Source organism: Streptomyces sp. NPDC043853 (assembly GCF_056436025.1).
Genome location: NZ_JBWKDJ010000001.1, coordinates 806,234 through 827,784 on the forward strand (window position 1 = coordinate 806,234; position 21,551 = coordinate 827,784).

Below are 21,551 nucleotides of genomic sequence, written 5' to 3' on the forward strand. Positions count from 1 at the left end.
CCGTGACCGCTTCCCGCCATCAGGCGGGCCGGACGTGGGGGGACGGGTTTGCTGGGTGCGATAGGTCTGGACGAGGGCCAGGAGTCGGCTTACCGGGCGCTGGTGGCGCTGGGCGCGGCGGAGGTGCCGGACCTGGCACACCGGCTGACGTTGCCGGTACCGCAGACCGAGGGGGTGTTGCGACACCTGGAGCGGCACGGACTGGCCGCGCGGTCCCCGGCCCGGCCCGGCCGATGGGTGGCGGCACCGCCGGAAGTGGCCCTGCGGGCGCTCCTCACCCGGCAGCGGCACGAGCTGGAACAGGCGGAGCTGGCGGCCGCGAGGCTGGCGGAGGACTACCGGGTGGAGGCGACGGAACCGGCCGTGCACGACCTGGTGGAGGTGGTGACGGGCGTGAGCGCGGTCGCCCACCGCTTCGGACAGCTCCGGCTGGGCGCGGAGAAGGAAGTGTGCGCACTGGTGACCGGCCGCCCTCAGCTGGTGTCCCGCCGGGACGACGGCGCGGAGGACCGGGCGGCGGGCCGCGGGATCGGCCACCGGGTGGTGATCGAACGGGACGTCCTGAGCGACCCGGACGGCCTGCTGGAGGTGCAGGCGGCACTGGCCCGCGGTGAACACCTCCGGGTGGTCCCGCAGGTCCCCACGAGACTGGTGATCGCCGACCGCGCACTGGCGATGGTGCCGTTGACCACCCGCACCGGCCACGACACCGAACCGGCGGCCCTGGTCGTCCACGCATCGGGCCTGCTGGAGTCCCTGCTCGGGTTGTTCGAGGCGGTGTGGCGCGACGCGCTGCCGCTCCGGCTGGGCGGGGACGGCACGGTGACGGAGGCCCCGTCCGGCCCCGACGGCACCGACCTGGAGATCCTCTCCCTCCTTCTGGCGGGCATGACCGACGCCAGCGTGGCCAAACACCTGGAACTCGGCCTGCGCACGGTGCAGCGCCGCGTGAAGGGGTTGATGGAACTGGCGGGCGTCACCACGCGACTCCAGCTGGGGTGGCACGCGTACGAGCGGGGCTGGGTCTGGCGGGATTGAGCGGGTGGCGTGGGGGTGAGGACCGGGGGCTGACCGTACGGGGAGGTCGGCCACCCGCCCGCCCCTCCGCCCTGCGGCGTAGGTCTCGTTCCCGCCCCCGGACCGATGTGCGGACGACGGCGGGACGGTCACGCTGTCCTCATGAGGGATTTCGACGGTTTCAGCACGGACGAGCTCGCCTACCTGCGGTCCCAGCACCTGGGGAGGCTGGCCACCGTGGACGCCTCGGGGCAGCCGCAGGTGAATCCGGTGGGCTTCTTTCCGCAGGAGGACGGCACGGTCCTGGTCGGCGGGATGGCGATGGGCTCGACCAAGAAGTGGCGCAACCTGCAGGGCAACCCACGGCTGGCGCTCGTCGTGGACGACCTGGTCAGCACCCGCCCGTGGCGGGTCCGGGGCATCGAGATCCGTGGCACGGCCACGCTGGAGACCGGCCCGCACGGCCTCGGTCCGCACTTCAGCCCCGAGGTGATCAGGATCCACCCGGACCGCGTCCACGCCTGGGGCCTGGAGGCCGGACAGCAGCAAGGGTGACCCATCGCCGGCACCACCTGGGCGGCCCGGCAGCCACCCCGGCAGCCACCCGGGCCGCCGCCGGCCTTCGCCGCGCCCTCGCCGCCCAGCGGCCGAGGTGCGCGGCGTCCGCCCTCCGCCCACGCTGGGAACAGGGCACGGCGGGAGGAGACGGTATGGCCATGGCCAGTCCGGACGAGCGGGCGCGGACGGGACGGGCGGCCCGCAAGCGGGTCAGCCGACGCGCGCACGCGGGATGGTCCGAGGCGGCGGACCGGCCCGATCCCATCGGCGTGCTGGTGCAGCAGGGCGCCGACCGGCTGCCGAACCTGCTGCCCATCCGGTACGGCCGGATGTCGGCCTCGCCGTTCGCCTTCCTGCGCGGTTCGGCCGCGGTGATGACCGCGGACCTGGCCGCCGACCCGCACACCGGACTGATCGTCCAGTTGTGCGGCGACGCCCACCTGCTGAACTTCGGCGTGTTCGCCTCACCCGAGCGGACCATGCTCTTCGACCTCAACGACTTCGACGAAACGCTGCCCGGGCCGTTCGAGTGGGACGTGAAGCGGCTCGCCGCCAGCGTCGCGGTGGCCGCCCGGGAGAACGGGCACGGCGACGGGGCCGCCCGGCTCGCCGCCCTCGAAGCCGCCCAGGCCTACCGCGTTTCCATGCGGCGACTCGCCGGCCAGGGCGAGCTCGCCGTCTGGTACGAGCGCATCAGCACGGACGAGGTGTTGGCACTGGCCGCGGGAGCCGTGCAGCGCGAGCGGGTCGCGGAGAACATCAGGCGCGCCCGGCGGCGCACCAACCTGCAGGCCTTCGCCAAGCTGACCGAGGTGCGGGGCGGCCGGCTCCGCATCATCGACGACCCGCCGCTGCTGCGACCGGTGACCGAGGCCGAGGAAAGTACCGTGGACACGACCTTCCGTGAGTACCGCGGCACTCTTCCCGAGGAGCGCCGGATGCTGCTGGACCGCTACCGCTACGTCGACGCGGCGCGGAAGGTCGTCGGGGTGGGGAGTGTCGGCACTCGCTGCTTCATCGTGCTGCTGACCGGCCGGGACGAAAGCGATCCGCTCTTCCTCCAGATCAAGGAGGCCGTCCCCTCGGTGCTGGAGGCGTACGTGCCCGCCGACGCCACGGAAGCCACGGAAGCCGCGGCAGCCGCGGAACCCACAGGTCGGGAGACCGTCGTCCACACCCGCCACGAGCACCACGGCCACCGGGTGGTGGCCGGGCAGCGTCTGATGCAGGCCGCGGGCGACATCTTCCTCGGCTGGATGACCGGGCCCGCGGGCAGGCACTTCTACACCCGGCAGTTGCGTGACATGAAGGGATCGGCCGTCGTGGAGGCCCTGGCCCCGACGGGGCTGCGCCGGTACGCGGCCCTGTGCGGTACGGCGCTGGCCCGGGCGCACGCCCGCTCCGGCGACCGGATCGCCATCGCGGGCTACCTCGGCGCCTCCGACCTCTTCGACCGTGCCATCGCCGACTTCGCCCTGGCGTACGCCGACCGGACACGGACGGACCACGCCCTGCTGACGAAGGCGATCGCCGAGGGCAGGGTCCCGGCCACCCCGGGCGTTTGACCGGGGTGGCCGGGAGGGCCGTCAGCCCCGCCCGCAGGCCCGGCCGTCAGCCCCGCCCGCCTCGCTTCGCGTCGTGGTTGGCGCGGCCCTCGGCGCCCTTGAGGCGCCACTCGCGGCGGATCTCCGCCCGCAGGCGCGCGTCCGTCTTCGCCACGATCCACTGGTTCTCGCGCTGCAACTTGCGGTAGCTGTCCAGGCGCCGCTGCGCCAGCTCGCCGCGGTCCACCGCGTCGCGCACCGCGCAGCCCGGCTCCGCCTCGTGGGCGCAGTCGTGGAAGCGGCACCGTGCGGCGTAGTCCTCGATCTCCGAGAACACCTGGCCGACACCGGTCTCGGCGTCGTACAGGCCGACGCCCCGCAGCCCGGGGGTGTCGATGAGCACGCCGCCTCCCGGCAGGAGCAGCAGGTTGCGCGTGGTCGTGGTGTGGCGGCCCTTGCCGTCCATGTCCCGCGTGGCCTGTACCTCCATGACGTCCTCGCCGAGCATGGCGTTCGCCAGCGTGGACTTGCCCGCGCCCGAGATGCCGAGCAGCACGCTGGTGCCGCCGGCCAGCACCGCGCCGAGCACGTCCATGCCCTCGCCCGTCATCGAGGACACCGTCAGCACCGGCACTCCGGGGGCCGTGGCCTCCACGTCCTGGACGAGGTGCGCCAGCGTGACCGGGTCCGGTACCAGGTCCGCCTTGGTGAGCACGACCAGCGGCTGCGCGCCCGATTCCCAGGCCAGCGCGAGGAAGCGCTCGATCCGGCCGAGGTCCAGTTCGACCGCGAGGGAGACCGCGACGAGCGCGTGGTCGACGTTGGCCGCGAGGATCTGCCCGTCGGACCGCTTCGACGAGGTCGAGCGGACGAACGAGGTCCGGCGCGGCAGGTAGGTGCGTACGTACCGGGGGTCGCCGGAACCGTCGGGGTCGACGGCGGCCCAGTCTCCGGTGCAGATGACCCGCAGCGGGTCGTGCGGGGTGACGAACGCCGTGTCGGCGCGGACGGTCCCGTCCGCCGTCATGACGTCGCACTGCCCGCGGTCGACCCGTACCACCCGGCCGGGCAGCAGGCCCTGCGCGGCGTACGGGGCGAACTCCTCGGCCCACGCGTCGTCCCAGCCGAGGGACAGCAGCGCGGAGGCGGAAGCCGATGCCGGAGCAGAAGCCTCTGCCGAAGCGGAGGAGGTGGAAGAAGAAGCAGAAGAGAGAGTCAAGGGGAGCCCTTCACAGGGTGGTCCCGGCGCTCGGAGGTGGGGCGTACGCACCTCATGCGTACGCGAGATGACGAGCAGTCAGCCGGTGACCACGGGGGTGATGTCGATGGTCTTCTGAATGCGGGCAGCGCCCAGCGCGACGGCAGTCATCGAGGCTCACCTCCGGGCTCGAAAGCGTGGGTCGGCCGTACGGGCACCCGTACGGCGTGGCGGTCGGCTTCACCGTAACCCGGGCCTCTCGGGGCGTGCCAACTCTTTTTCCGCCCACCCGTCATACCCCCGCGCCCCCTCCCGCGTCCGATTCCTTCAAGACCGGACCGGCCCGGCCGGCCCAGCATGCTGCCATGACTCCTCGACTCGACATGATCGGCCTGGTCACCGGTGACATGGCCGCCTCGCTCGCCTTCTACCGCCGTCTCGGCCTGGACGTCCCGGCCGGGTCGGAGGAACAGCCCCATGTGGAGGCCGCGCTTCCCGGCGGGCTGCGGATCGCCTGGGACACCGAGGAAGTGGTCCGCTCCCTCGATCCGGAGTGGACCCGCCCGGCCGGGGGCCAGCGCCGGGAACTGGCGTTCCTGTGCGACTCCCCCGCCGAGGTCGACGGCCTGTACGAAGAGCTCACCGCGGCCGGGAACACCGGGCACCTCAAGCCCTGGGACGCGTTCTGGGGTCAGCGTTACGCCGTCGTCCTCGACCCCGACGGCTGCGGGGTGTCGCTGTTCGCCCCGTCCGAAGCCGCCCCCTCCGGGCCGGGCGCCCGACCGATCGCCCCGGACGCGTAACCGGTCAGGGTGGTGCCCGCCAGGGCGCGGACCTCGCGGGCCAGGTGGGCCTGGTCGGCGTAGCCGGTGTCGTACGCCACCTCCGCGTACGGGACGCCCGCGCGGACCCGGGCGAGGGCGTGTTGCATGCGCAGCACCCGGCCCAGGGTCTTCGGCCCGTAGCCGAACGCGGCGAGCGAGCGGCGGTGCAGCTGCCGGGGGCCCAGGCCCAGCATGTCCGCGATGCGGGCGACCGTCTCACCGGCGCGCAGGCGGGCCACCACCTCGGCGATCAGCGGGTCGGGGGCCGCGGCCCGGCTCCGGGCCAGCGCGTCGAGGCCGGCGAGCGGGTCGGCGTGGGAGGCGACCTGGCCGGCCAGGTTGCGGACCTCGCGCGCGGGCCACAGCTCGGCCAGCTCGACGCGGCGGTCGCGCAGCTCGTGCGCCGGTACGCCGAGCAGCGTGGGCGCGGTCCCGGGCGCGAAGCGGATCCCGGCGAAGCCGGAACCGGGCACCTCCCGCGCCGGGTGCGCCCGGGTGTCGGGCCCGGCGACCAGCAGCCGCCCGTCCACCCACAGGAGATCCATGCACCCGTCGGGCAGCACCGGTCCGGCGGGCCCGTCGGCCTGCCACAGCACGGCGCCGGGGACGAGCCCGGAGGGCCGTTCGGTGTACGCCACCCTCCCAGCGTAGGCGGCTGCCGGGACGGGAACCGGGGCAGCCGCGAGGGAAGCCTCCCCGACGGCGGGCGCGCACGGGCCGGCCCGTCAGGGATGCGGGTGCCGCTCCCGGTGGAGCCGTGACCGGTAGTCGTCGGGCGGCAGGAAGTTGGACCAGCGCTCCGGGAACTCGGAGGGCATGCCGGAGTCCTCGTCGTCCTCCGACTCCCCTTCGGCCAGGGCCCGCCAGGCCGCCGCGCGGGCGATCAGCTGGGCGGCCTCGGCCTCCCGGGCCCGCTCGTTGGCCTCGCGGGCCGCGGCGGTGGCCACGGACGGCCAGACCCGGTCGATGGCCGCGTTCACGGCGGCTCCGACCAGCACGGCGAAGGCGGAGATGCCGATCCACAGCAGCACCGCGACGGGCGCGGCGAGGGAGCCGTAGATGGTGGGGCCCTCGACGGTGCTGGTGAGGTAGATGCGGAGCAGGAACGATCCGAGCACCCACATGGCGAGGGCGATCAGCGCGCCCGGCACGTCCTCGATCCACGGCGACCGCACCGGTACGGACACGTGGTAGAGGGTGGTCAGGAAGGCGATCGAGAGCAGGGTGACGGTGGGCCAGTAGAGCACCGCGATCACGCTGGTGCCCCAGGGCACCAGGCGGACCACGGCGTCGGGGCCGACCACCATCAGCGGCAGCACGATCGCGCCGATCAGCAGGGCGATCACGTACAGCAGGAAGGCGAGCAGCCGGGTCTTGACGATGCCGCGCCGCCCGTCGAGCCCGTACATCACCGTGATGGTGTCGATGAAGACGTTGACCGCCCGGGAGCCGGACCACAGGGCGAAGGCGAAGCCCAGGGAGATGATGTCGGGCCGGCCGCGGCTGGTGACGTCGTCGAGCAGGGGTCGGGCGATCTCGTTGACGCCCCGGTCGGAGAGCACGGTGCCGACCGCCGTGAGGATGTTGTCCTTGATGCTGGCGACGGTGGTGGTGTCGGTCCAGTCGTCCACGTAGCCGAGGAGGCCGAGCAGGCCGAGGAAGAGCGGCGGCATGGACAGCAGGGTGAAGAAGGCCGCCTCGGCCGCAAGACCCAGGATCCGGTACTCGATGCAGGAATTGACGGTGTCCTTGAGCAGCAGCCACGCCATCTTGCTCTTGGAGACGTTGCGGTAGAGGGCACGCGCCCGGTGGAGCCGCCCACGGGGGTGTCCGGGAAGTCCGGTAGGCCCGGGAGGCTGCCCGGAGGGCTGCCCGGGGGGTGTTTCTTTTGCTGGCTGCACGTCTTTACGGTATCCGCATGGCAGCCACCACCCACACAGTGAGCAACCAGGCCCCACCCCTTGTGGGGTACGACGTCTACGGCGGTGACCGCGCCCTGACCGAGGGCGTGGAGCGGCACCTCGCTCCCGAACTCCTGGAGCAGGCACGGCAGGAGCTCGGTGAACTCGGGCGCGCCGCGGGTTCGGCACAGGCCCTGGAATGGGGCGCGCAGGCCAACGAGAACCCGCCGAAACTGCGGACGCACGACCGATACGGACACAGGATCGACGAGGTGGAATTCCACCCGGCGTACCACCGGGTGCTCGGCAAGGCGGTGACGGCGGGACTGACGGACGCCTGGGGGCGGCCGGGCGGGCACGTGCGGCGCGCGGCCGGGTTCTTCGTCTGGTCGCAGGCGGAGGCGGGGCACGGGTGCCCGGTGTCGATGACGCACGCGGCGGTGCCGGCGCTGCGCGTGGATCCGGTACTCGCCGCCGAGTGGGAGCCCCGGCTCACCTCGCACGTGTACGAGACGGGGCTCCGGCCGGCCGCCGAGAAGGCCGGCGTGCTGTTCGGCATGGGGATGACGGAGAAGCAGGGCGGCAGCGACGTACGGGCGAACACGACGGCGGCGAAGCCGCTGGACGCGGCCGGAGAGTACCTGCTGACCGGGCACAAGTGGTTCTGTTCGGCGCCGATGTCGGACGGTTTCCTGGTGCTGGGGCAGGCTCCGGGGGGTCTGAGCTGTTTCCTGGTGCCCCGGGTGCTGGCGGACGGCACGCGGAACGCGTTCGCGATCCAGCGGCTCAAGGACAAGCTGGGGAACAAGTCGAACGCCTCGGCGGAGGTCGAGTTCGACGGGACGTGGGCGCGGCTGGTCGGCGAGGAGGGGCGGGGGGTGCGGACCATCATCGAGATGGTCGCGGCCACCCGGCTGGACTGTGTGATCGGGTCGGCGGCGCTGGTCCGGCAGGCGCTGACGCAGGCCGTGCACCACGCGGAGCACCGCTCCGCTTTCGGGGCGAAGCTCATCGACCAGCCGCTGATGCGGAACGTGCTCGCCGATCTGGCGCTGGAGTCGGAGGCGGCGACCGTGCTGATGCTCCGGCTGGCGTCCGCGTACGACGCCGTGCAGGACTCCGGTGACGAGCGGGAACGGGCCTTCCTGCGGCTGGCCGTTCCGGCGGCGAAGTACTGGGTGACGAAGCGGTGCACGCCGGCCGTCGTGGAGGCGCTGGAGTGCCTGGGCGGCAACGGCTACGTGGAGGAGTCGGGGCTGCCCCGGCTGCTGCGCGAGTCCCCGCTGAACTCGATCTGGGAGGGCTCGGGCAACGTACAGGCGCTGGACGTGCTGCGGGCACTGCAGCGCGAACCGCAGGCGCTGGACGCGTTCCTGCGGGAGATCGGACAGGCCCGCGGGGCGGACCACCGACTGGACGCGGCCGTCAAGGACCTGCTGACCGAACTCGCGGACCTGACGGGCCTGGAGGCCCGCGCCCGCCGTGTGGTGGAGCGCATGGCCCTGGTGCTGCAGGGGTCGCTGCTGGTCCGGTGGGCTCCGCCGGAGGTGGCGGACGCGTTCTGCGCGTCACGGCTGGGCGGGGACTGGGGGGCGGCCTTCGGGACGCTGCCGCACACCCTGGACCTGGGTTCGGTGGTGGAACGGGCGCGCGTCTCTCGCTGACGGGCGCGCAGGTGCACTGAAGAGGCGCGGGCCGATCGGGCGCGGATCGCGGGCCGGGGGAAGTCCCCAAACCGCACCCGGTCCGGATCCGGCCCGTCGGAGGATGGGGGTGGCGCCGCGCCGACTCGGCGCCACCCCTGTTTCCCGAAAAAGCCCCGAGGAGGAGCTGAACACCGCCACGCGGGCGGCGTTGTGCACAGTTTCGGTCGCACGGACGGGACTTGGCGAGAGTTGCATACCGTTGCACCCTGTAGGTCCTGGATCGGGCCGCGCACGCGTGAGTGCCGGGGTGAGCCGTAGGGGAAACGGCGGGCCGGACGGGTCCGGGGGTACGTCCTGTTCTACGGGGAGGCTCCGGTGTTCCACACCGCAGTTGATTTGGCCCGGCTTTCGGCCATGGACGCGCGCGAGGCCACGCGCCTGCTGAAGGGGGTACGGGCGGCCACGCTCGCCGGGGACCGGCCACCGGCCGCGCCGCGGCCGGAGATCGCCGAGTCCTGGCGGCGCATGCTGGCCGGCGGGGTGCACCCGGACCGGGACACGCGGTCGCGGATGCTGACCCTGGCGGAGACCGAGGAACGGCGCCACGTCTCGCCCCTGCGGCAGATCCTGCCGGTCCTCCGCGAGGGCCTGCTGCCGGCCCTGGACGGCGCCCTGCACATCATGGTGGTCGCGGACGCGGACGGGCGCCTGCTGTGGCGGGAGGGAGCCTCCTCGATCCTGCGGAAGGCGGACCGGCTGGGCTTCGGGGTGGGCGCCGACTGGGACGAATCGGTCGTGGGCACCAACGGGGTGGGCACGGCCCTGGTGACCGGCCGGCCGGTGCAGGTGTTCTCGGCGGAGCACTTCGTCTCCTCGCACCACGACTGGACCTGCGCGGGCGCACCGGTGCACGACCCGCGCGACGGGCGGCTGCTCGGTGTGGTCGACGTCAGCGGACCGCTGGCCACCATGCACCCGGCGACCCTGGCCTGGGTGAGCTCGGTGGCGAGACTGGCGGAACGGGAACTGCGGATCCGGCACCTGGAGTCGCTGGAGCGGCTGCGGGCGGTGTCGGCACCGCTGCTGGCGCGGCTGCCGGCCGGCGAGCGGGCCCTGACCGTGGACCCGCACGGCTGGACGGCCGCCGTGACGGGCCTGGCGCCGGGCGACCGGATCCCGCTGCCGAAGTCCTTCGGCCCGGGCCGGCTGTGGCTGCCGCAGCTGGGCGACTGCGTGGCGGAGCCGCTGCCCGGTGGCTGGCTGCTGCGGGTCGACGGGGCGCGTACGGGCGCCGCGGTGAGCCGGGTCGTCCTGGACCTCAGCAGACCGCGCTCCTGGTCGGCGACGGTGTACGGGGCGGCCGGCAGCTGGTCGCAGGAGCTGAGCCCGCGCCACGCGGAGCTGCTGTTCCTGCTGGCGGAGCGCCCCCGTGGCTGGTCGGCGGCGGAGCTCGCCGCGGAGGTCTTCGGGGACGCCACCCGCACGGTCACGGTCCGGGCGGAGATGTCCCGGGTCCGGCGGAACCTGGCGGGCGTGCTCGCCCACCGCCCGTACCGCTTCGGGGACGACGTGGAGATCGAACTGATCCGCCCCGCGAACGGGGTGGACCTGTTGCCCCATTCCACGGCCCCCGCGGTGATCAGGGCCCGGCTGGGCCGTCCGGGTGCGGGCGTGATTCCCTGAACGCATGAGCGACCCCACCACCATCACTCTCACGACCTGGTCCCTGGAGATGACCTCTCCGGAGGACCTGGTCCCGGCCGCGGCCCCGCCGGGCGACGAGGTCACGATCATGCGGGCGGAAGTCCCGTCGCCGGAGTTCAACCGCTTCCTGTACGCCTCGGTGGGCGGGGACATCCACTGGACGGACCGGCTGTCGCTGACGCGTGCGGAGTGGGTCGCCCAGCTGAACCGTCCCGGGGTGGAGACGTGGGTCGCGTACGACCGCGGCACTCCGGCGGGATACGTGGAATTCGACCCCCAGCCGGACGGCGTGGTGGAGATCATCTACTTCGGCCTGCTGCCGGACTTCCGCGGGCGGCGGATCGGCGGCCGGCTGCTGACGGAGGGCATCCGCCGGGCCTGGGACCTGGCCGACCGCTGGCCGGACCGCGAACCGACGCGCCGCGTCTGGCTCCACACGTGCAGCCAGGACGGCCCCACCGCCATGGACAACTACCTCCGCCGCGGCTTCAAGGTCTTCCACACCGAAACGGAAGAAAAGCCGCTGACCCCGACGCCGGGTCCCTGGCCGGGGGCGAATGCGGAGGCTTAGGGAACGGCTGCCGGGGGACCGAACCGCGCAGGGATCGTCAACGGCCTGCGCCCGGCCCCCGGCGGCGCGCGTCCGCCGGGAAGGAGAGGCGCGTGGCGATCCGATGCGCCCGGACCGGCCCGGATCACGCGGATCTGCGCATCTCCCGCCATCGGCTCCCGCGGACCATCGCGCACCGCGTGTGTAGCGGGCCGGTGACGCACGGCGTTCGCGCGCACGCGACCATTGGTCGGAACATAGGATTCCGCCAGGCCTGACCAGGGTTCGGCCGTCGCCCGCTGCACCCGCGATCAACGTGAGCCGGGCCACAGCGTCCCATAATTCGGGACGGATCTGTCCGAATTATGGACAGTAGTGGACTCCTCCAAGACACGCATGCCACGCTTCCCCCCATGAATGGAGCTGGAATTGCCTTGGTGAGTCGGCGGCACGTCGACCTCGGCCGCATGTCCAGCGCCATTTGTCCGGCGCGCTGACGGAACCAGCACCGCCGCACACACCTCGCTCGCCCTGCCGCAGCGCCGCGGCGGACCGAGTCGAACCCCTGATGGCCGAACCGGTCCGCCCCCACCGTACGGCGGGCCCCTCAGCCACACCTGCCCCTGATTGCGCAGGTCACCTGCCCATGCCCTGAGCCGCCGAAGAAGGACGTACCGCCATGGCCGCCACCCCCGAAAAGCCCGCAGCCGCTCCCGCTGCCGCGCGCCGCAAGAGCGGCCGTCACCGCGGTGAAGGCCAGTGGGCCGTCGGCCACCACACGCCCCTCAACGGCAACGAGCAGTTCAAGAAGGACGACGACGGTCTCAACGTGCGGACGCGCATTGAGACGATCTACTCCAAGTCCGGGTTCGACTCGATCGACCCCAACGACCTGCGCGGCCGCATGCGCTGGTGGGGCCTCTACACCCAGCGCAAGCCCGGGATCGACGGCGGCAAGACCGCGATCCTGGAGCCGGAGGAGCTGGACGACAAGTACTTCATGCTGCGCGTCCGCATCGACGGCGGCCGGCTGACCACCGAGCAGCTCCGCGTGATCGGCGAGATCTCCCAGGAGTTCGCCCGCGGTACCGCCGACGTCACCGACCGGCAGAACGTGCAGTACCACTGGATCCGCATCGAGGACGTCCCGGAGATCTGGCGCCGGCTGGAGGCCGTCGGCCTGTCCACCACCGAGGCCTGCGGTGACACCCCGCGCGTCATCCTCGGCTCCCCCGTCGCCGGCATCGCCGAGGACGAGATCATCGACGGCACCCCCGCCATCGACGAGATCTACCGCCGCATCGTCGGCAACAAGGACTTCTCGAACCTGCCCCGCAAGTTCAAGTCCGCGGTCTCCGGCTCGCCGCAGCTCGACGTGGCCCACGAGATCAACGACATCGCGTTCGTGGGCGTCGACCACCCCGAGCACGGTCCCGGCTTCGACGTGTGGGTCGGCGGCGGCCTGTCCACCAACCCCAAGCTGGGCGTGCGCCTGGGCACCTGGGTCTCGCTCGACGAGGTCCCCGACGTCTACGAGGGCGTCATCTCGATCTTCCGTGACTACGGCTACCGCCGCCTGCGCACTCGCGCCCGCCTGAAGTTCCTCGTCGCCGACTGGGGCGCGGAGAAGTTCCGCCAGGTCCTGGAGGACGAGTACCTGAAGCGGAAGCTCACCGACGGCCCCGCCCCGCAGGAGCCCACCGGCCAGTGGCGCGACCACATGGGCGTGCACCGGCAGCGGGACGGCCGCTTCTACATCGGCTTCGCCCCGCGCGTGGGCCGGGTCGACGGCGCCACGCTCACCAAGATCGCCGACGTGGCCGAGCAGCACGGCTCCGGCCGGCTGCGCACCACCGCCGACCAGAAGATGATCCTGCTGGACGTCGAGGAGACGCAGGTCGACTCCGCGGTCGCCGCCCTGGAGGCGCTCGACCTGCGGGTCAACCCGTCCCCGTTCCGGCGCGGCACGATGGCCTGCACCGGCATCGAGTTCTGCAAGCTGGCCATCGTCGAGACCAAGGCGCGCGGCGCCTCGCTGATCGACGAGCTGGAGCGCCGCCTGCCGGACTTCGACCAGCCGCTCACCATCAACATCAACGGCTGCCCGAACGCGTGCGCCCGTATCCAGGTGGCGGACATCGGTCTCAAGGGCCAGCTGGTCCTGGACGAGGACGGCAACCAGGTGGAGGGCTACCAGGTCCACCTGGGCGGCGCCCTCGGCCTGGAGGCCGGCTTCGGCCGCAAGGTCCGCGGCCTGAAGGTCACCAAGGACGGGCTGCCCGACTACGTGGAGCGGGTCGTCAAGCGCTTCGAGGAGGAGCGCGAGGACGGCGAGCGCTTCGCCGCCTGGGTCGGCCGCGCCAGCGACGCGAGCCTCTCATGAGCGAGCGAGCTGCACCGTTCTACTGCCCGTACTGCGGCGACGAGGACCTGTTCCCGAACGAGCAGGGCCACGGCGCCTGGGAATGCAGGGCGTGCAACCGAGCCTTCCAGCTGAAGTACCTCGGGCTGCTGTCCCGCGGACTTCAGTCCAACACCGTTGGAGGGGAAGACATATGACCACCACTCAGAACGCTACGGGCGACGCCGTCGCGCTGAGGGCGCTCGCCGAGCAGGCCGGCCGTGACCTGGAGGACGCCTCCCCGCTGGAGATCCTCACCTGGGCGGCCGAGACCTTCGGCAAGAAGTTCTGCGTGACCTCCTCCATGGAGGACGCGGTCGTCGCGCACCTCGCGTCCCGCGTCTTCCCCGGTGTGGACGTGGTCTTCCTGGACACGGGCTACCACTTCGAGGAGACGATCGGCACCCGCGACGCGGTCGAGGCCGTGATGGACGTCAACGTCATCACCCTCACCCCGCGCCAGACGGTGGCCGAGCAGGACGCCCAGTACGGTCCGAAGCTGCACGACCGGGACCCCGACCTGTGCTGCTCGCTGCGCAAGGTCAAGCCGCTGGAGGAGGGCCTGACCGCGTACCAGGCGTGGGCCACCGGCCTGCGCCGCGACGAGTCCCCGACCCGGGCGAACACCCCGGTGGTCGGCTGGGACGAGAAGCGGCAGAAGGTGAAGGTCTCCCCGATCGCCCGCTGGACCCAGGACGACGTGGACGCGTACGTCGCCGAGCACGGCGTGCTCACCAACCCGCTGCTGATGGACGGCTACGCCTCCGTCGGCTGCGCCCCCTGCACCCGCCGCGTGGCGGAGGGCGAGGACGCGCGGGCCGGCCGCTGGGCCGGCCGGGCCAAGACCGAGTGCGGACTGCACGGCTGATGACCACCACAACACCCACGAACGACACGGAACCCACGGAGAAGCGGATGAGCGTGACCGGCCAGGGAGCCACGGTGTGGCTGACCGGTCTGCCCAGCGCGGGCAAGACCACCATCGCCTACGCGCTCGCCGAGCGGCTGCGCGGCGAGGGCCACCGGGTGGAGGTCCTCGACGGCGACGAGATCCGCGAGTTCCTCTCCGCCGGCCTCGGCTTCAGCCGTGAGGACCGGCACACCAACGTGCAGCGGATCGGCTTCGTCGCCGAGCTGCTCGCCAGCAACGGCGTCAAGGCCCTCGTCCCGGTGATCGCCCCGTTCGCCGACAGCCGCGAGGCCGTCCGCAAGCGGCACGCCGCCGCGGCGACGGACTACCTGGAGGTGCACGTGGCCACCCCGGTCGACGTGTGCTCCGAGCGGGACGTGAAGGGCCTGTACGCCAAGCAGGCCGCGGGCGAGATCTCCGGGCTGACCGGGGTCGACGACCCGTACGAGGCGCCGGAGTCCCCGGACCTCCGTATCGAGTCGCACACCCAGTCCGTGCAGGAGTCGGCCGACTCCCTGTACGCGCTGCTCACCGAGAGGGGTCTGGCATGACCACCGCCGCCACGCACCTGCACAACGCCTCCGGCGAATCGGACGCCGACGCGCCGTACGCACTGTCGCACCTGGACTCCCTGGAGTCCGAGGCCGTGCACATCTTCCGCGAGGTGGCGGGCGAGTTCGAGAAGCCGGTGATCCTGTTCTCCGGCGGCAAGGACTCGATCGTCATGCTGCACCTGGCGCTGAAGGCCTTCGCCCCGGCGCCGGTCCCGTTCACGCTGCTGCACGTCGACACCGGGCACAACTTCCCCGAGGTCATCGACTACCGGGACCGCACGGTCGCCGAGCACAACCTGCGCCTGCACGTGGCCTCCGTCCAGGAGTACATCGACGCCGGCAAGCTGCGCGAGCGCCCGGACGGCACCCGCAACCCGCTGCAGACCGTTCCGCTGACCGAGGCGATCCAGCAGCACAGGTTCGACGCCGTGTTCGGCGGCGGCCGCCGCGACGAGGAGAAGGCCCGCGCCAAGGAGCGCGTGTTCTCCCTGCGCGACGAGTTCTCCCAGTGGGACCCGCGCCGTCAGCGCCCCGAGCTGTGGCAGCTCTACAACGGCCGCCACGCGGCCGGCGAGCACGTCCGCGTGTTCCCGCTGTCGAACTGGACCGAGCTGGACGTGTGGCAGTACATCGCCCGCGAGAACATCGAGCTCCCCGAGATCTACTTCGCGCACGAGCGGGACGTCTTCCTGCGCAGTGGCATGTGGCTGACCGCCGGCGAGTGGGGCGGTCCGAAGGACACCGAGACGGTGGAGAAGCGGCTGATCCGCTACCGCACCGTCGGTGACATGTCCTGCACCGGTGCCGTCGACTCCGACGCCACCACGCTCGACGCGGTGATCGCCGAGATCGCCGTCTCCCGCCTCACCGAGCGGGGCGCCACCCGCGCCGACGACAAGCTGTCCGAGGCCGCGATGGAAGACCGCAAGCGCGAAGGGTACTTCTAGAGATGACCAGCACGACCGAGCAGCTGAGCGCCACCACGCTGCTGCGCTTCGCGACCGCCGGCTCCGTCGACGACGGCAAGTCCACCCTGGTCGGCCGCCTGCTGCACGACTCCAAGTCGGTCCTGGAGGACCAGCTGGAGGCCGTGGAGCGGGTGTCCGCCGACCGCGGTCAGGACGCCCCCGACCTGGCGCTGCTGACCGACGGCCTGCGGGCCGAGCGGGAGCAGGGCATCACCATCGACGTGGCCTACCGCTACTTCGCGACCGCCCGCCGCCGGTTCATCCTGGCCGACACCCCCGGGCACGTGCAGTACACCCGGAACATGGTCACCGGCGCCTCCACCGCCGAGCTGGCCGTGGTCCTGGTCGACGCCCGCAACGGCGTCGTCGAGCAGACCCGCCGCCACGCGGCCGTCGCCGCCCTGCTGCGCGTCCCGCACGTGGTCCTCGCGGTCAACAAGATGGACCTCGTGGGCTACGAGGAGGCGGTCTTCGCGAAGATCGCCGAGGAGTTCACCACGTACGCCTCCGAGCTGGGCGTCCCGGAGATCACCGCGATCCCGATCTCGGCGCTGGCCGGCGACAACGTGGTGGAGCCCTCCGCCAACATGGACTGGTACGGCGGCCCGACGGTGCTGGAGCACCTGGAGACCGTCCCGGTCAGCCACGACCTGACGGCCTGCCCGGCGCGTTTCCCGGTGCAGTACGTGATCCGTCCGCAGACCGCCGAGCACCCGGACTACCGCGGCTACGCGGGCCAGATCGCCTCCGGCGTCCTGCGTGTCGGCGAGGCCGTGACCGTCCTGCCGTCGGGGAAGTCCTCGGTGATCGAGGGAATCGACGCCCTGGGCGAGTCCGTGGACATCGCGTGGGCCCCGCAGTCGGTGACGCTCCGCCTGGCGGACGACATCGACATCTCCCGCGGCGACCTGATCGCCCCGGCCGGCAGCGCGCCGGCCACCACGCAGGACGTCGAGGCGACGGTCTGCCACGTGGCCGACCAGCCGCTGACGGTGGGCGCCCGGGTGCTGCTCAAGCACACCACCCGCACGGTCAAGGCGATCGTCAAGGACATCCCGTCCAAGCTGACGCTCGACGACCTCTCCCAGCACCCGAACCCGGGTCAGCTGGTGGCCAACGACATCGGCCGCGTCGTCGTCCGTACCGCCGAGCCCCTCGCGCTCGACGCGTACGCCGACTCGCGCCGCACCGGTTCCTTCCTGCTGATCGATCCGGCGGACGGGACCACCCTGGCGGCCGGCATGGCGGGCGAGTCCTTCGCCTCCAAGGCCGAGACCGCCGCCGTAGCGGACGAGGAAGGCTGGGACTTCTGACGATGTCCGTGGACATCTTCTCCACCTTCGCCAAGGAGGGCGGCCGTGTCGGCAGCGGCGCCCTCGGCAGCGGCCAGGGAGGAGTGGCGCGATGTGTGCGATGACGTACGCGCACTGCCTGCGCGCCCTCACCCCCCACGAGCCGTATCTGCCCTTGCTCCACCGACGAAGACGCGCCGCATGAACTGACGGCGCGTCACGAGAGGAAGCTCTCCCGTGCCTGCCACCGGTACCACCCGCACGACCACCCTGCGCCGCGGCATCGCCGCTGCCGCCGCCCTGCCGCTGCTGATCGGCGTCCTCGCCTCCTGCGGCTACGGCTCCGAGGCCAAGAAGGAAGAGTCCTCGGGCAAGTCCAACGTGGCGGCCGACGGCAAGAAGCTGTCCGCCTCCGAGGTCCGGCTCGGCTACTTCCCCAACCTGACGCACGCCACCGCCCTGGTCGGCCTCCAGGAGGGCCTGATCGCCAAGGAGCTGGGCGGCACCAAGATCAAGCCGCAGGCGTTCAACGCCGGCCCGTCCGAGATCGAGGCGCTCAACGGCGGCTCTCTGGACATCGGCTTCATCGGCCCCTCGCCGTCGATCAACGCCTACGTGAAGTCCAAGGGCTCGAACCTGCGGATCATCTCCGGCTCCGCCTCCGGCGGCGTGAAGCTGGTCGTGAACCCGGACAAGATCAAGACCCTGGACGACCTCAAGGGCAAGAAGATCGCCACGCCGCAGAAGGGCAACACGCAGGACGTGGCCTTCCTGAACTGGATCGGGACCAAGGGGTGGTCCGTCGACCCCGAGTCCGGCAAGGGTGACGTCTCCGTCGTCCGCACGGACAACAAGGTGGCCCCGGACGCCTTCAAGCAGGGCTCCATCGACGGCGCCTGGGTGCCCGAGCCGACCGCCTCCAAGCTGGTGTCCGAGGGCGCGAAGGTCCTCCTCGACGAGACCGAGCTGTGGCCCGACAAGAAGTTCGTGATCACGAACATCATCGTGTCGCAGAAGTTCCTCAAGGCTCACCCGGACGTCGTCGAGGCCGTGCTCAAGGGCACGGTGAAGACCAACGAGTGGATCAACGCCAACCCGGACAAGGCGAAGGCGTCCGCGAACGCGGCGCTGAAGGCGGAGACCGGCAAGGAGCTGGCCCCGGCGGTCATCGACCCGGCGTGGCCGAGCATCGCGATCACCGACGACCCGCTGGCCGCCACCCTGAAGACCCAGGCCGACTACGCGGTCAAGGCCAAGCTCATCGAGCAGCCCGACCTGGCCGGCATCTACGACCTGACGCTCCTGAACAAGGTGCTGAAGGCCGCCGGCAAGCCCGAGGTCTCCGACGCCGGCCTCGGCACCAAGTAAGTCCCCGTAACGAACCCCCAGGAGGTGACGACCATGGCCACCACGCTTGCCAAGGCTGCCGAAGGCACCGTAGCGGCGGAGACGCACGCCGCCCGGATCGAGCACGTCTCCAAGTCCTTCTCCGGCCCGGCCGGTGCGCAGCTCGTCCTGGACGACATCAGCCTCGATGTCGCGCCCGGAGAGTTCGTCACCATCCTGGGGGCCTCGGGGTGTGGCAAGTCCACGCTCCTCAACCTGGTCGCGGGACTGGACAGGCCGACCCAGGGCTCCATCGAGACCTCGGGCCGTCCGGCCCTGATGTTCCAGGAACACGCCCTGTTCCCGTGGCTGACCGCGGGCAAGAACATCGAACTCGCCCTGCGGCTGCGCGGGGTGGCCAAGTCCGAGCGCAGGCAGGAGTCGGAGCGGCTGCTGGAGCTGGTCCGGCTCGGCGGCGCGTACGGCAAGCGGGTCCACGAGCTGTCCGGCGGCATGCGGCAGCGCGTGGCGCTGGCCCGGGCGCTGGCCCAGGACAGCCGGCTGCTGCTGATGGACGAGCCGTTCGCCGCGCTCGACGCGATCACGCGGGACGTGCTGCACGGCGAGCTCACCCGTATCTGGGCGGAGACCGGCGTGTCGGTCCTGTTCGTCACCCACAACGTGCGGGAGGCCGTGCGCCTGGCCCAGCGCGTGGTCCTGCTCTCGTCCCGGCCCGGCCGGGTGGCGAAGGAATGGACCGTGGACATCCCGCAGCCGCGCCGCATCGAGGACGCGGACGTCGCGGAGCTGTCCGTCGAGATCACTGAACACCTGCGTGGGGAGATCCGCCGCCATGGCCAGCACTGACACGAAGGCGAAGACGGACGACCTCGCGGGTCTGGAAGCCGGTCTCGACGCGCTCGACGCCGTCGAGATCCGCCGGACGCCGGTCCGGGAAGTCCTCGTCAAGAAGGTGTTCCCACCGCTCCTGGCGGTCACCCTGGTCCTGGTGGTCTGGCAGGTCCTGGTCTCCGCGAAGATCACCGAGGAGACCAAGCTGCCGCCGCTGTCCGCGGTCTGGGACAGCCTTTCCGCCATGTGGCTGCAGGGGACCCTGCTGGAGGTCATCTGGACCTCCGTCTCCCGCGGTCTGCTCGGCTTCGCGCTTGCCCTGGCGATCGGTACCCCGCTGGGCCTGCTGGTCGCACGGGTCAAGTTCGTCCGGGCCGCGATCGGCCCGATCCTCCAGGGCCTGCAGTCGCTGCCCTCGGTGGCCTGGGTGCCGCCGGCCGTGCTCTGGTTCGGCCTGAACGACGCGATGATGTTCACGGTGATCCTGCTGGGCGCCGTCCCGTCGATCGCCAACGGTCTCGTCTCCGGCGTGGACCAGGTGCCGCCGCTGTTCCTGCGGGCCGGGCGCACGCTGGGCGCCACCGGTGTCAAGGGCGTCTGGCACGTGGTCATGCCGGCCGCGCTGCCCGGCTACGTGGCCGGTCTGAAGCAGGGCTGGGCGTTCTCGTGGCGTTCGCTGATGGCCGCCGAGATCATCGCCTCCTCGCCCGACCTGGGTCTGGGACTGGGCCAGCTGCTGGAGAACGGCCGCAACAACATCGACCTGCCGGGCGTGTTCCTCGCGATCATCCTGATCCTGATCGTCGGCATCGCGATCGACCTGCTGATCTTCAGCCCGCTGGAGCGGTGGGTGCTGCGCAGCCGCGGCCTGCTGGTCAAGAGCTGATCATGGGTCCCGCACGACTCGCGCATCCCGGTGGCCTGCCCGGCCTGCCCGGTCCGGCCTCCCCCCGGGGGGTCCGGACCGGCGGGCCGGACCGGCGGCCCGTCCTGCTGGTCATCGCCCACGGCAGCCGCGACCCGCGGCACGCCGCGACCGTGCACGCCCTGACCCGTCGGGCAGGGGCGCTGCGGCCGGGACTGCGGGTGGAGACGGCGTACCTGGATTTCAACGCACCGTCGGTGCCCCAGGTCCTGTCCTCCCTCCACGCCGACGGGGTCCGGGAGGTCGTGGCGCTGCCGCTCCTCCTCACCCGGGCGTTCCACGCGAAGGCCGACATTCCCGCGGTGCTGGCCGAGGCCGGCACCCGGCTGCCCGGCCTCTCGGTCCGCGTGACGGAGGTCCTCGGGCCCTCGGCGCTGCTGGTCTCCGCGCTGGAGCGCCGACTGGCGGAGGCGGGTATCTCGCCCGCCGACCGCTCCGCGACCGGTGTCGTGCTCGCGTCCGCCGGTTCCACCGACCCGGAGGCGATCGCAGTGATCGCTGAAATCGCGCGGGAGTGGCGGCTCACCGGTTGGTGTGCCGTGCGGCCTGCGTTCGCCTCCGCCGCACTGCCGGACGTGGCGACGGCGGTCCGGGAGCTACGTGCCGAGGGCGTGCGGCGCATCGCGGTCGCCCCGTACGTCATCGCTCCCGGCCGGCTGCCGGACCGTATCGCGGCCGGCGCGGCCGAGGCCGGCGCGGACGTCCTGGCCGATGTCCTGGGCGCCGCCCCGGAACTGGCCCGCCTGCTCGTGGCCCGCTACGACGAGGCCCTGGCGGTCGAGGCGGCCCCCGCCCTGACGGCGTAGCCGCTGCGCGGATTTCGGCTCCCCACCCTCCCCCGGACTCCGTCCGGGGGGACTCCCATCCCGAAACCGGGGCTGCGCCCCGGACCCGGTGGCAGGGCTGTGCGCCCGGCCCCTGCGACAGCGCCCCGCTTTCCGGGCCGCGCCTCGGACACCCCGCCCGCCGTACGGGCTCCAGTCGGCGCCCTTCCCGGCACCCCCGCCCTGCCGGGCCGCGGGAAAACCGGATGCCGCATGCGGGCGGCCACTCGTAGGGTCCTGTGCAGCGGGTCCGCGCGCGGGCCCGCAGGGTGCGGGGCCGTGGCAGAGCGGCCGATTGCAGTCCGCGAATCCCGGAGGTCCCCGGGAGGCGCGGGTCTCAGTGGCAGGTGGCCGGACCTGGCCCCGAGCCCCGCGGGTTCAAATCCCGTCGGCCCCGCACCCGTCCCGTACCTGGTCCCCGGGTACGGGCTCAGCCCCGCAACCAGCTCCCGGGACCCCGCCGTGGGGGTCCGGGGCGCAGCCCCGAAGAGGTCCGGGGCGCGAGCCCCGGTTCCGGGAATGGGGCGGGGAGGGGAATCCGCGCAGCGGGTACGCGC

The 21,551-nt window shown here is 72.3% G+C and carries 21 protein-coding genes; 18 read left to right on the forward strand and 3 right to left on the reverse strand.

Annotated elements, in window-relative coordinates; genetic code table 11:
• Positions 1-48 precede the first annotated feature (48 nt).
• The 3 genes from AC067U_RS03455 (at position 49) to AC067U_RS03465 (ending at position 3,140) form a co-directional block, all read left to right on the forward strand.
• Entirely contained in the window at positions 49-1,038 is a 990-nt protein-coding gene (locus tag AC067U_RS03455) for a helix-turn-helix domain-containing protein (protein WP_478827905.1), read from the forward strand.
• 141 nt (positions 1,039-1,179) lie between these two features.
• Positions 1,180-1,572: a PPOX class F420-dependent oxidoreductase gene (locus AC067U_RS03460; RefSeq protein WP_478827906.1), complete on the forward strand. Its 393-nt coding sequence runs from the start codon at positions 1,180-1,182 to the stop codon at positions 1,570-1,572.
• Between the two features lie 161 nt (positions 1,573-1,733).
• Positions 1,734-3,140: a DUF2252 domain-containing protein gene (locus tag AC067U_RS03465; RefSeq protein ID WP_478828277.1), complete on the forward strand. Its 1,407-nt coding sequence runs from the start codon at positions 1,734-1,736 to the stop codon at positions 3,138-3,140.
• 46 nt (positions 3,141-3,186) lie between these two features.
• Here the strand turns inward: AC067U_RS03465 and rsgA are convergent, their stop codons facing one another.
• On the reverse strand, positions 3,187-4,338 hold the full coding sequence (gene rsgA / locus AC067U_RS03470; protein WP_478827907.1) for a ribosome small subunit-dependent GTPase A: 1,152 nt from the start codon (positions 4,336-4,338) through the stop codon (positions 3,187-3,189).
• Positions 4,339-4,682: 344 nt separating this feature from the next.
• Between rsgA and AC067U_RS03475 the strand changes: the two genes are divergently transcribed.
• Complete coding sequence (locus AC067U_RS03475) at positions 4,683-5,120, forward strand: VOC family protein (protein ID WP_478827908.1); 438 nt, start codon at positions 4,683-4,685, stop codon at positions 5,118-5,120.
• Here AC067U_RS03475 and AC067U_RS03480 read toward each other — a convergent pair.
• Positions 5,015-5,779, reverse strand: coding sequence for a helix-turn-helix transcriptional regulator (locus AC067U_RS03480; protein ID WP_478827909.1), 765 nt, complete (start codon positions 5,777-5,779; stop codon positions 5,015-5,017). The two genes, AC067U_RS03475 and AC067U_RS03480, sit on opposite strands and share 106 nt — an antisense overlap.
• Positions 5,780-5,866: 87 nt before the next feature.
• Positions 5,867-7,042, reverse strand: a complete 1,176-nt coding sequence (locus tag AC067U_RS03485; RefSeq protein ID WP_478827910.1) for a YihY/virulence factor BrkB family protein — start codon at positions 7,040-7,042, stop codon at positions 5,867-5,869.
• 17 nt (positions 7,043-7,059) lie between these two features.
• Here AC067U_RS03485 and AC067U_RS03490 point away from each other — a divergent pair, with 17 nt between their 5' ends.
• From AC067U_RS03490 to AC067U_RS03555, 14 genes are all read left to right on the forward strand, one after another.
• Entirely contained in the window at positions 7,060-8,706 is a 1,647-nt protein-coding gene (locus tag AC067U_RS03490; protein ID WP_478827911.1) for an acyl-CoA dehydrogenase family protein, read from the forward strand.
• 396 nt (positions 8,707-9,102) lie between these two features.
• Complete coding sequence (locus tag AC067U_RS03495) at positions 9,103-10,371, forward strand: helix-turn-helix domain-containing protein (protein WP_478827912.1); 1,269 nt, start codon at positions 9,103-9,105, stop codon at positions 10,369-10,371.
• 4 nt (positions 10,372-10,375) lie between these two features.
• Entirely contained in the window at positions 10,376-10,963 is a 588-nt protein-coding gene (locus tag AC067U_RS03500; protein ID WP_478827913.1) for a GNAT family N-acetyltransferase, read from the forward strand.
• A gap of 392 nt (positions 10,964-11,355) precedes the next feature.
• Positions 11,356-11,439 (forward strand): putative leader peptide, encoded by an 84-nt coding sequence (locus tag AC067U_RS03505; RefSeq protein WP_312847410.1) that lies wholly within the window; start codon positions 11,356-11,358, stop codon positions 11,437-11,439.
• 182 nt (positions 11,440-11,621) lie between these two features.
• Positions 11,622-13,325 carry a nitrite/sulfite reductase gene (locus tag AC067U_RS03510; RefSeq protein WP_478827914.1) on the forward strand — a complete coding sequence of 568 codons (1,704 nt, stop codon included), beginning with the start codon at positions 11,622-11,624 and terminating at the stop codon, positions 13,323-13,325.
• Entirely contained in the window at positions 13,322-13,501 is a 180-nt protein-coding gene (locus AC067U_RS03515; protein ID WP_478827915.1) for a hypothetical protein, read from the forward strand. The genes AC067U_RS03510 and AC067U_RS03515 overlap by 4 nt, the downstream gene beginning before the upstream one ends.
• Positions 13,498-14,211, forward strand: a complete 714-nt coding sequence (locus tag AC067U_RS03520) for a phosphoadenylyl-sulfate reductase (protein ID WP_478827916.1) — start codon at positions 13,498-13,500, stop codon at positions 14,209-14,211. Before AC067U_RS03515 ends, AC067U_RS03520 begins: the two co-directional genes overlap by 4 nt.
• Positions 14,212-14,258: 47 nt before the next feature.
• Complete coding sequence (gene cysC / locus AC067U_RS03525; protein WP_478828278.1) at positions 14,259-14,804, forward strand: adenylyl-sulfate kinase; 546 nt, start codon at positions 14,259-14,261, stop codon at positions 14,802-14,804.
• Entirely contained in the window at positions 14,801-15,754 is a 954-nt protein-coding gene (gene cysD, locus AC067U_RS03530) for a sulfate adenylyltransferase subunit CysD (RefSeq protein ID WP_478827917.1), read from the forward strand. Before cysC ends, cysD begins: the two co-directional genes overlap by 4 nt.
• 2 nt (positions 15,755-15,756) lie before the next feature.
• Positions 15,757-17,088, forward strand: coding sequence for a sulfate adenylyltransferase subunit 1 (locus AC067U_RS03535; protein ID WP_478827918.1), 1,332 nt, complete (start codon positions 15,757-15,759; stop codon positions 17,086-17,088).
• Between the two features lie 216 nt (positions 17,089-17,304).
• Entirely contained in the window at positions 17,305-18,435 is a 1,131-nt protein-coding gene (locus tag AC067U_RS03540; protein WP_478827919.1) for an aliphatic sulfonate ABC transporter substrate-binding protein, read from the forward strand.
• Between the two features lie 33 nt (positions 18,436-18,468).
• Complete coding sequence (locus tag AC067U_RS03545; protein WP_478827920.1) at positions 18,469-19,260, forward strand: ABC transporter ATP-binding protein; 792 nt, start codon at positions 18,469-18,471, stop codon at positions 19,258-19,260.
• Positions 19,247-20,131 (forward strand): ABC transporter permease, encoded by an 885-nt coding sequence (locus AC067U_RS03550; protein ID WP_478827921.1) that lies wholly within the window; start codon positions 19,247-19,249, stop codon positions 20,129-20,131. Before AC067U_RS03545 ends, AC067U_RS03550 begins: the two co-directional genes overlap by 14 nt.
• 2 nt (positions 20,132-20,133) lie before the next feature.
• Entirely contained in the window at positions 20,134-20,976 is an 843-nt protein-coding gene (locus tag AC067U_RS03555; protein ID WP_478827922.1) for a sirohydrochlorin chelatase, read from the forward strand.
• Positions 20,977-21,551 lie beyond the last annotated feature (575 nt).

What these genes read in the sequence shown, in the direction of transcription:
- AC067U_RS03460 (WP_478827906.1), top strand. Translation starts at nt 1,180, where the DNA reads ATGAGGGATTTCGACGGTTTCAGCACGGACGAGCTCGCCTACCTGCGG.
- AC067U_RS03465 (WP_478828277.1), top strand. Translation starts at nt 1,734, where the DNA reads ATGGCCAGTCCGGACGAGCGGGCGCGGACGGGACGGGCGGCCCGCAAG.
- AC067U_RS03475 (WP_478827908.1), top strand. Translation starts at nt 4,683, where the DNA reads ATGACTCCTCGACTCGACATGATCGGCCTGGTCACCGGTGACATGGCC.
- AC067U_RS03490 (WP_478827911.1), top strand. Translation starts at nt 7,060, where the DNA reads ATGGCAGCCACCACCCACACAGTGAGCAACCAGGCCCCACCCCTTGTG.
- AC067U_RS03495 (WP_478827912.1), top strand. Translation starts at nt 9,103, where the DNA reads ATGGACGCGCGCGAGGCCACGCGCCTGCTGAAGGGGGTACGGGCGGCC.
- AC067U_RS03500 (WP_478827913.1), top strand. Translation starts at nt 10,376, where the DNA reads ATGAGCGACCCCACCACCATCACTCTCACGACCTGGTCCCTGGAGATG.
- AC067U_RS03505 (WP_312847410.1), top strand. Translation starts at nt 11,356, where the DNA reads ATGAATGGAGCTGGAATTGCCTTGGTGAGTCGGCGGCACGTCGACCTC.
- AC067U_RS03510 (WP_478827914.1), top strand. Translation starts at nt 11,622, where the DNA reads ATGGCCGCCACCCCCGAAAAGCCCGCAGCCGCTCCCGCTGCCGCGCGC.
- AC067U_RS03515 (WP_478827915.1), top strand. Translation starts at nt 13,322, where the DNA reads ATGAGCGAGCGAGCTGCACCGTTCTACTGCCCGTACTGCGGCGACGAG.
- AC067U_RS03520 (WP_478827916.1), top strand. Translation starts at nt 13,498, where the DNA reads ATGACCACCACTCAGAACGCTACGGGCGACGCCGTCGCGCTGAGGGCG.
- cysC (WP_478828278.1), top strand. Translation starts at nt 14,259, where the DNA reads ATGAGCGTGACCGGCCAGGGAGCCACGGTGTGGCTGACCGGTCTGCCC.
- cysD (WP_478827917.1), top strand. Translation starts at nt 14,801, where the DNA reads ATGACCACCGCCGCCACGCACCTGCACAACGCCTCCGGCGAATCGGAC.
- AC067U_RS03535 (WP_478827918.1), top strand. Translation starts at nt 15,757, where the DNA reads ATGACCAGCACGACCGAGCAGCTGAGCGCCACCACGCTGCTGCGCTTC.
- AC067U_RS03545 (WP_478827920.1), top strand. Translation starts at nt 18,469, where the DNA reads ATGGCCACCACGCTTGCCAAGGCTGCCGAAGGCACCGTAGCGGCGGAG.
- AC067U_RS03550 (WP_478827921.1), top strand. Translation starts at nt 19,247, where the DNA reads ATGGCCAGCACTGACACGAAGGCGAAGACGGACGACCTCGCGGGTCTG.
- AC067U_RS03555 (WP_478827922.1), top strand. Translation starts at nt 20,134, where the DNA reads ATGGGTCCCGCACGACTCGCGCATCCCGGTGGCCTGCCCGGCCTGCCC.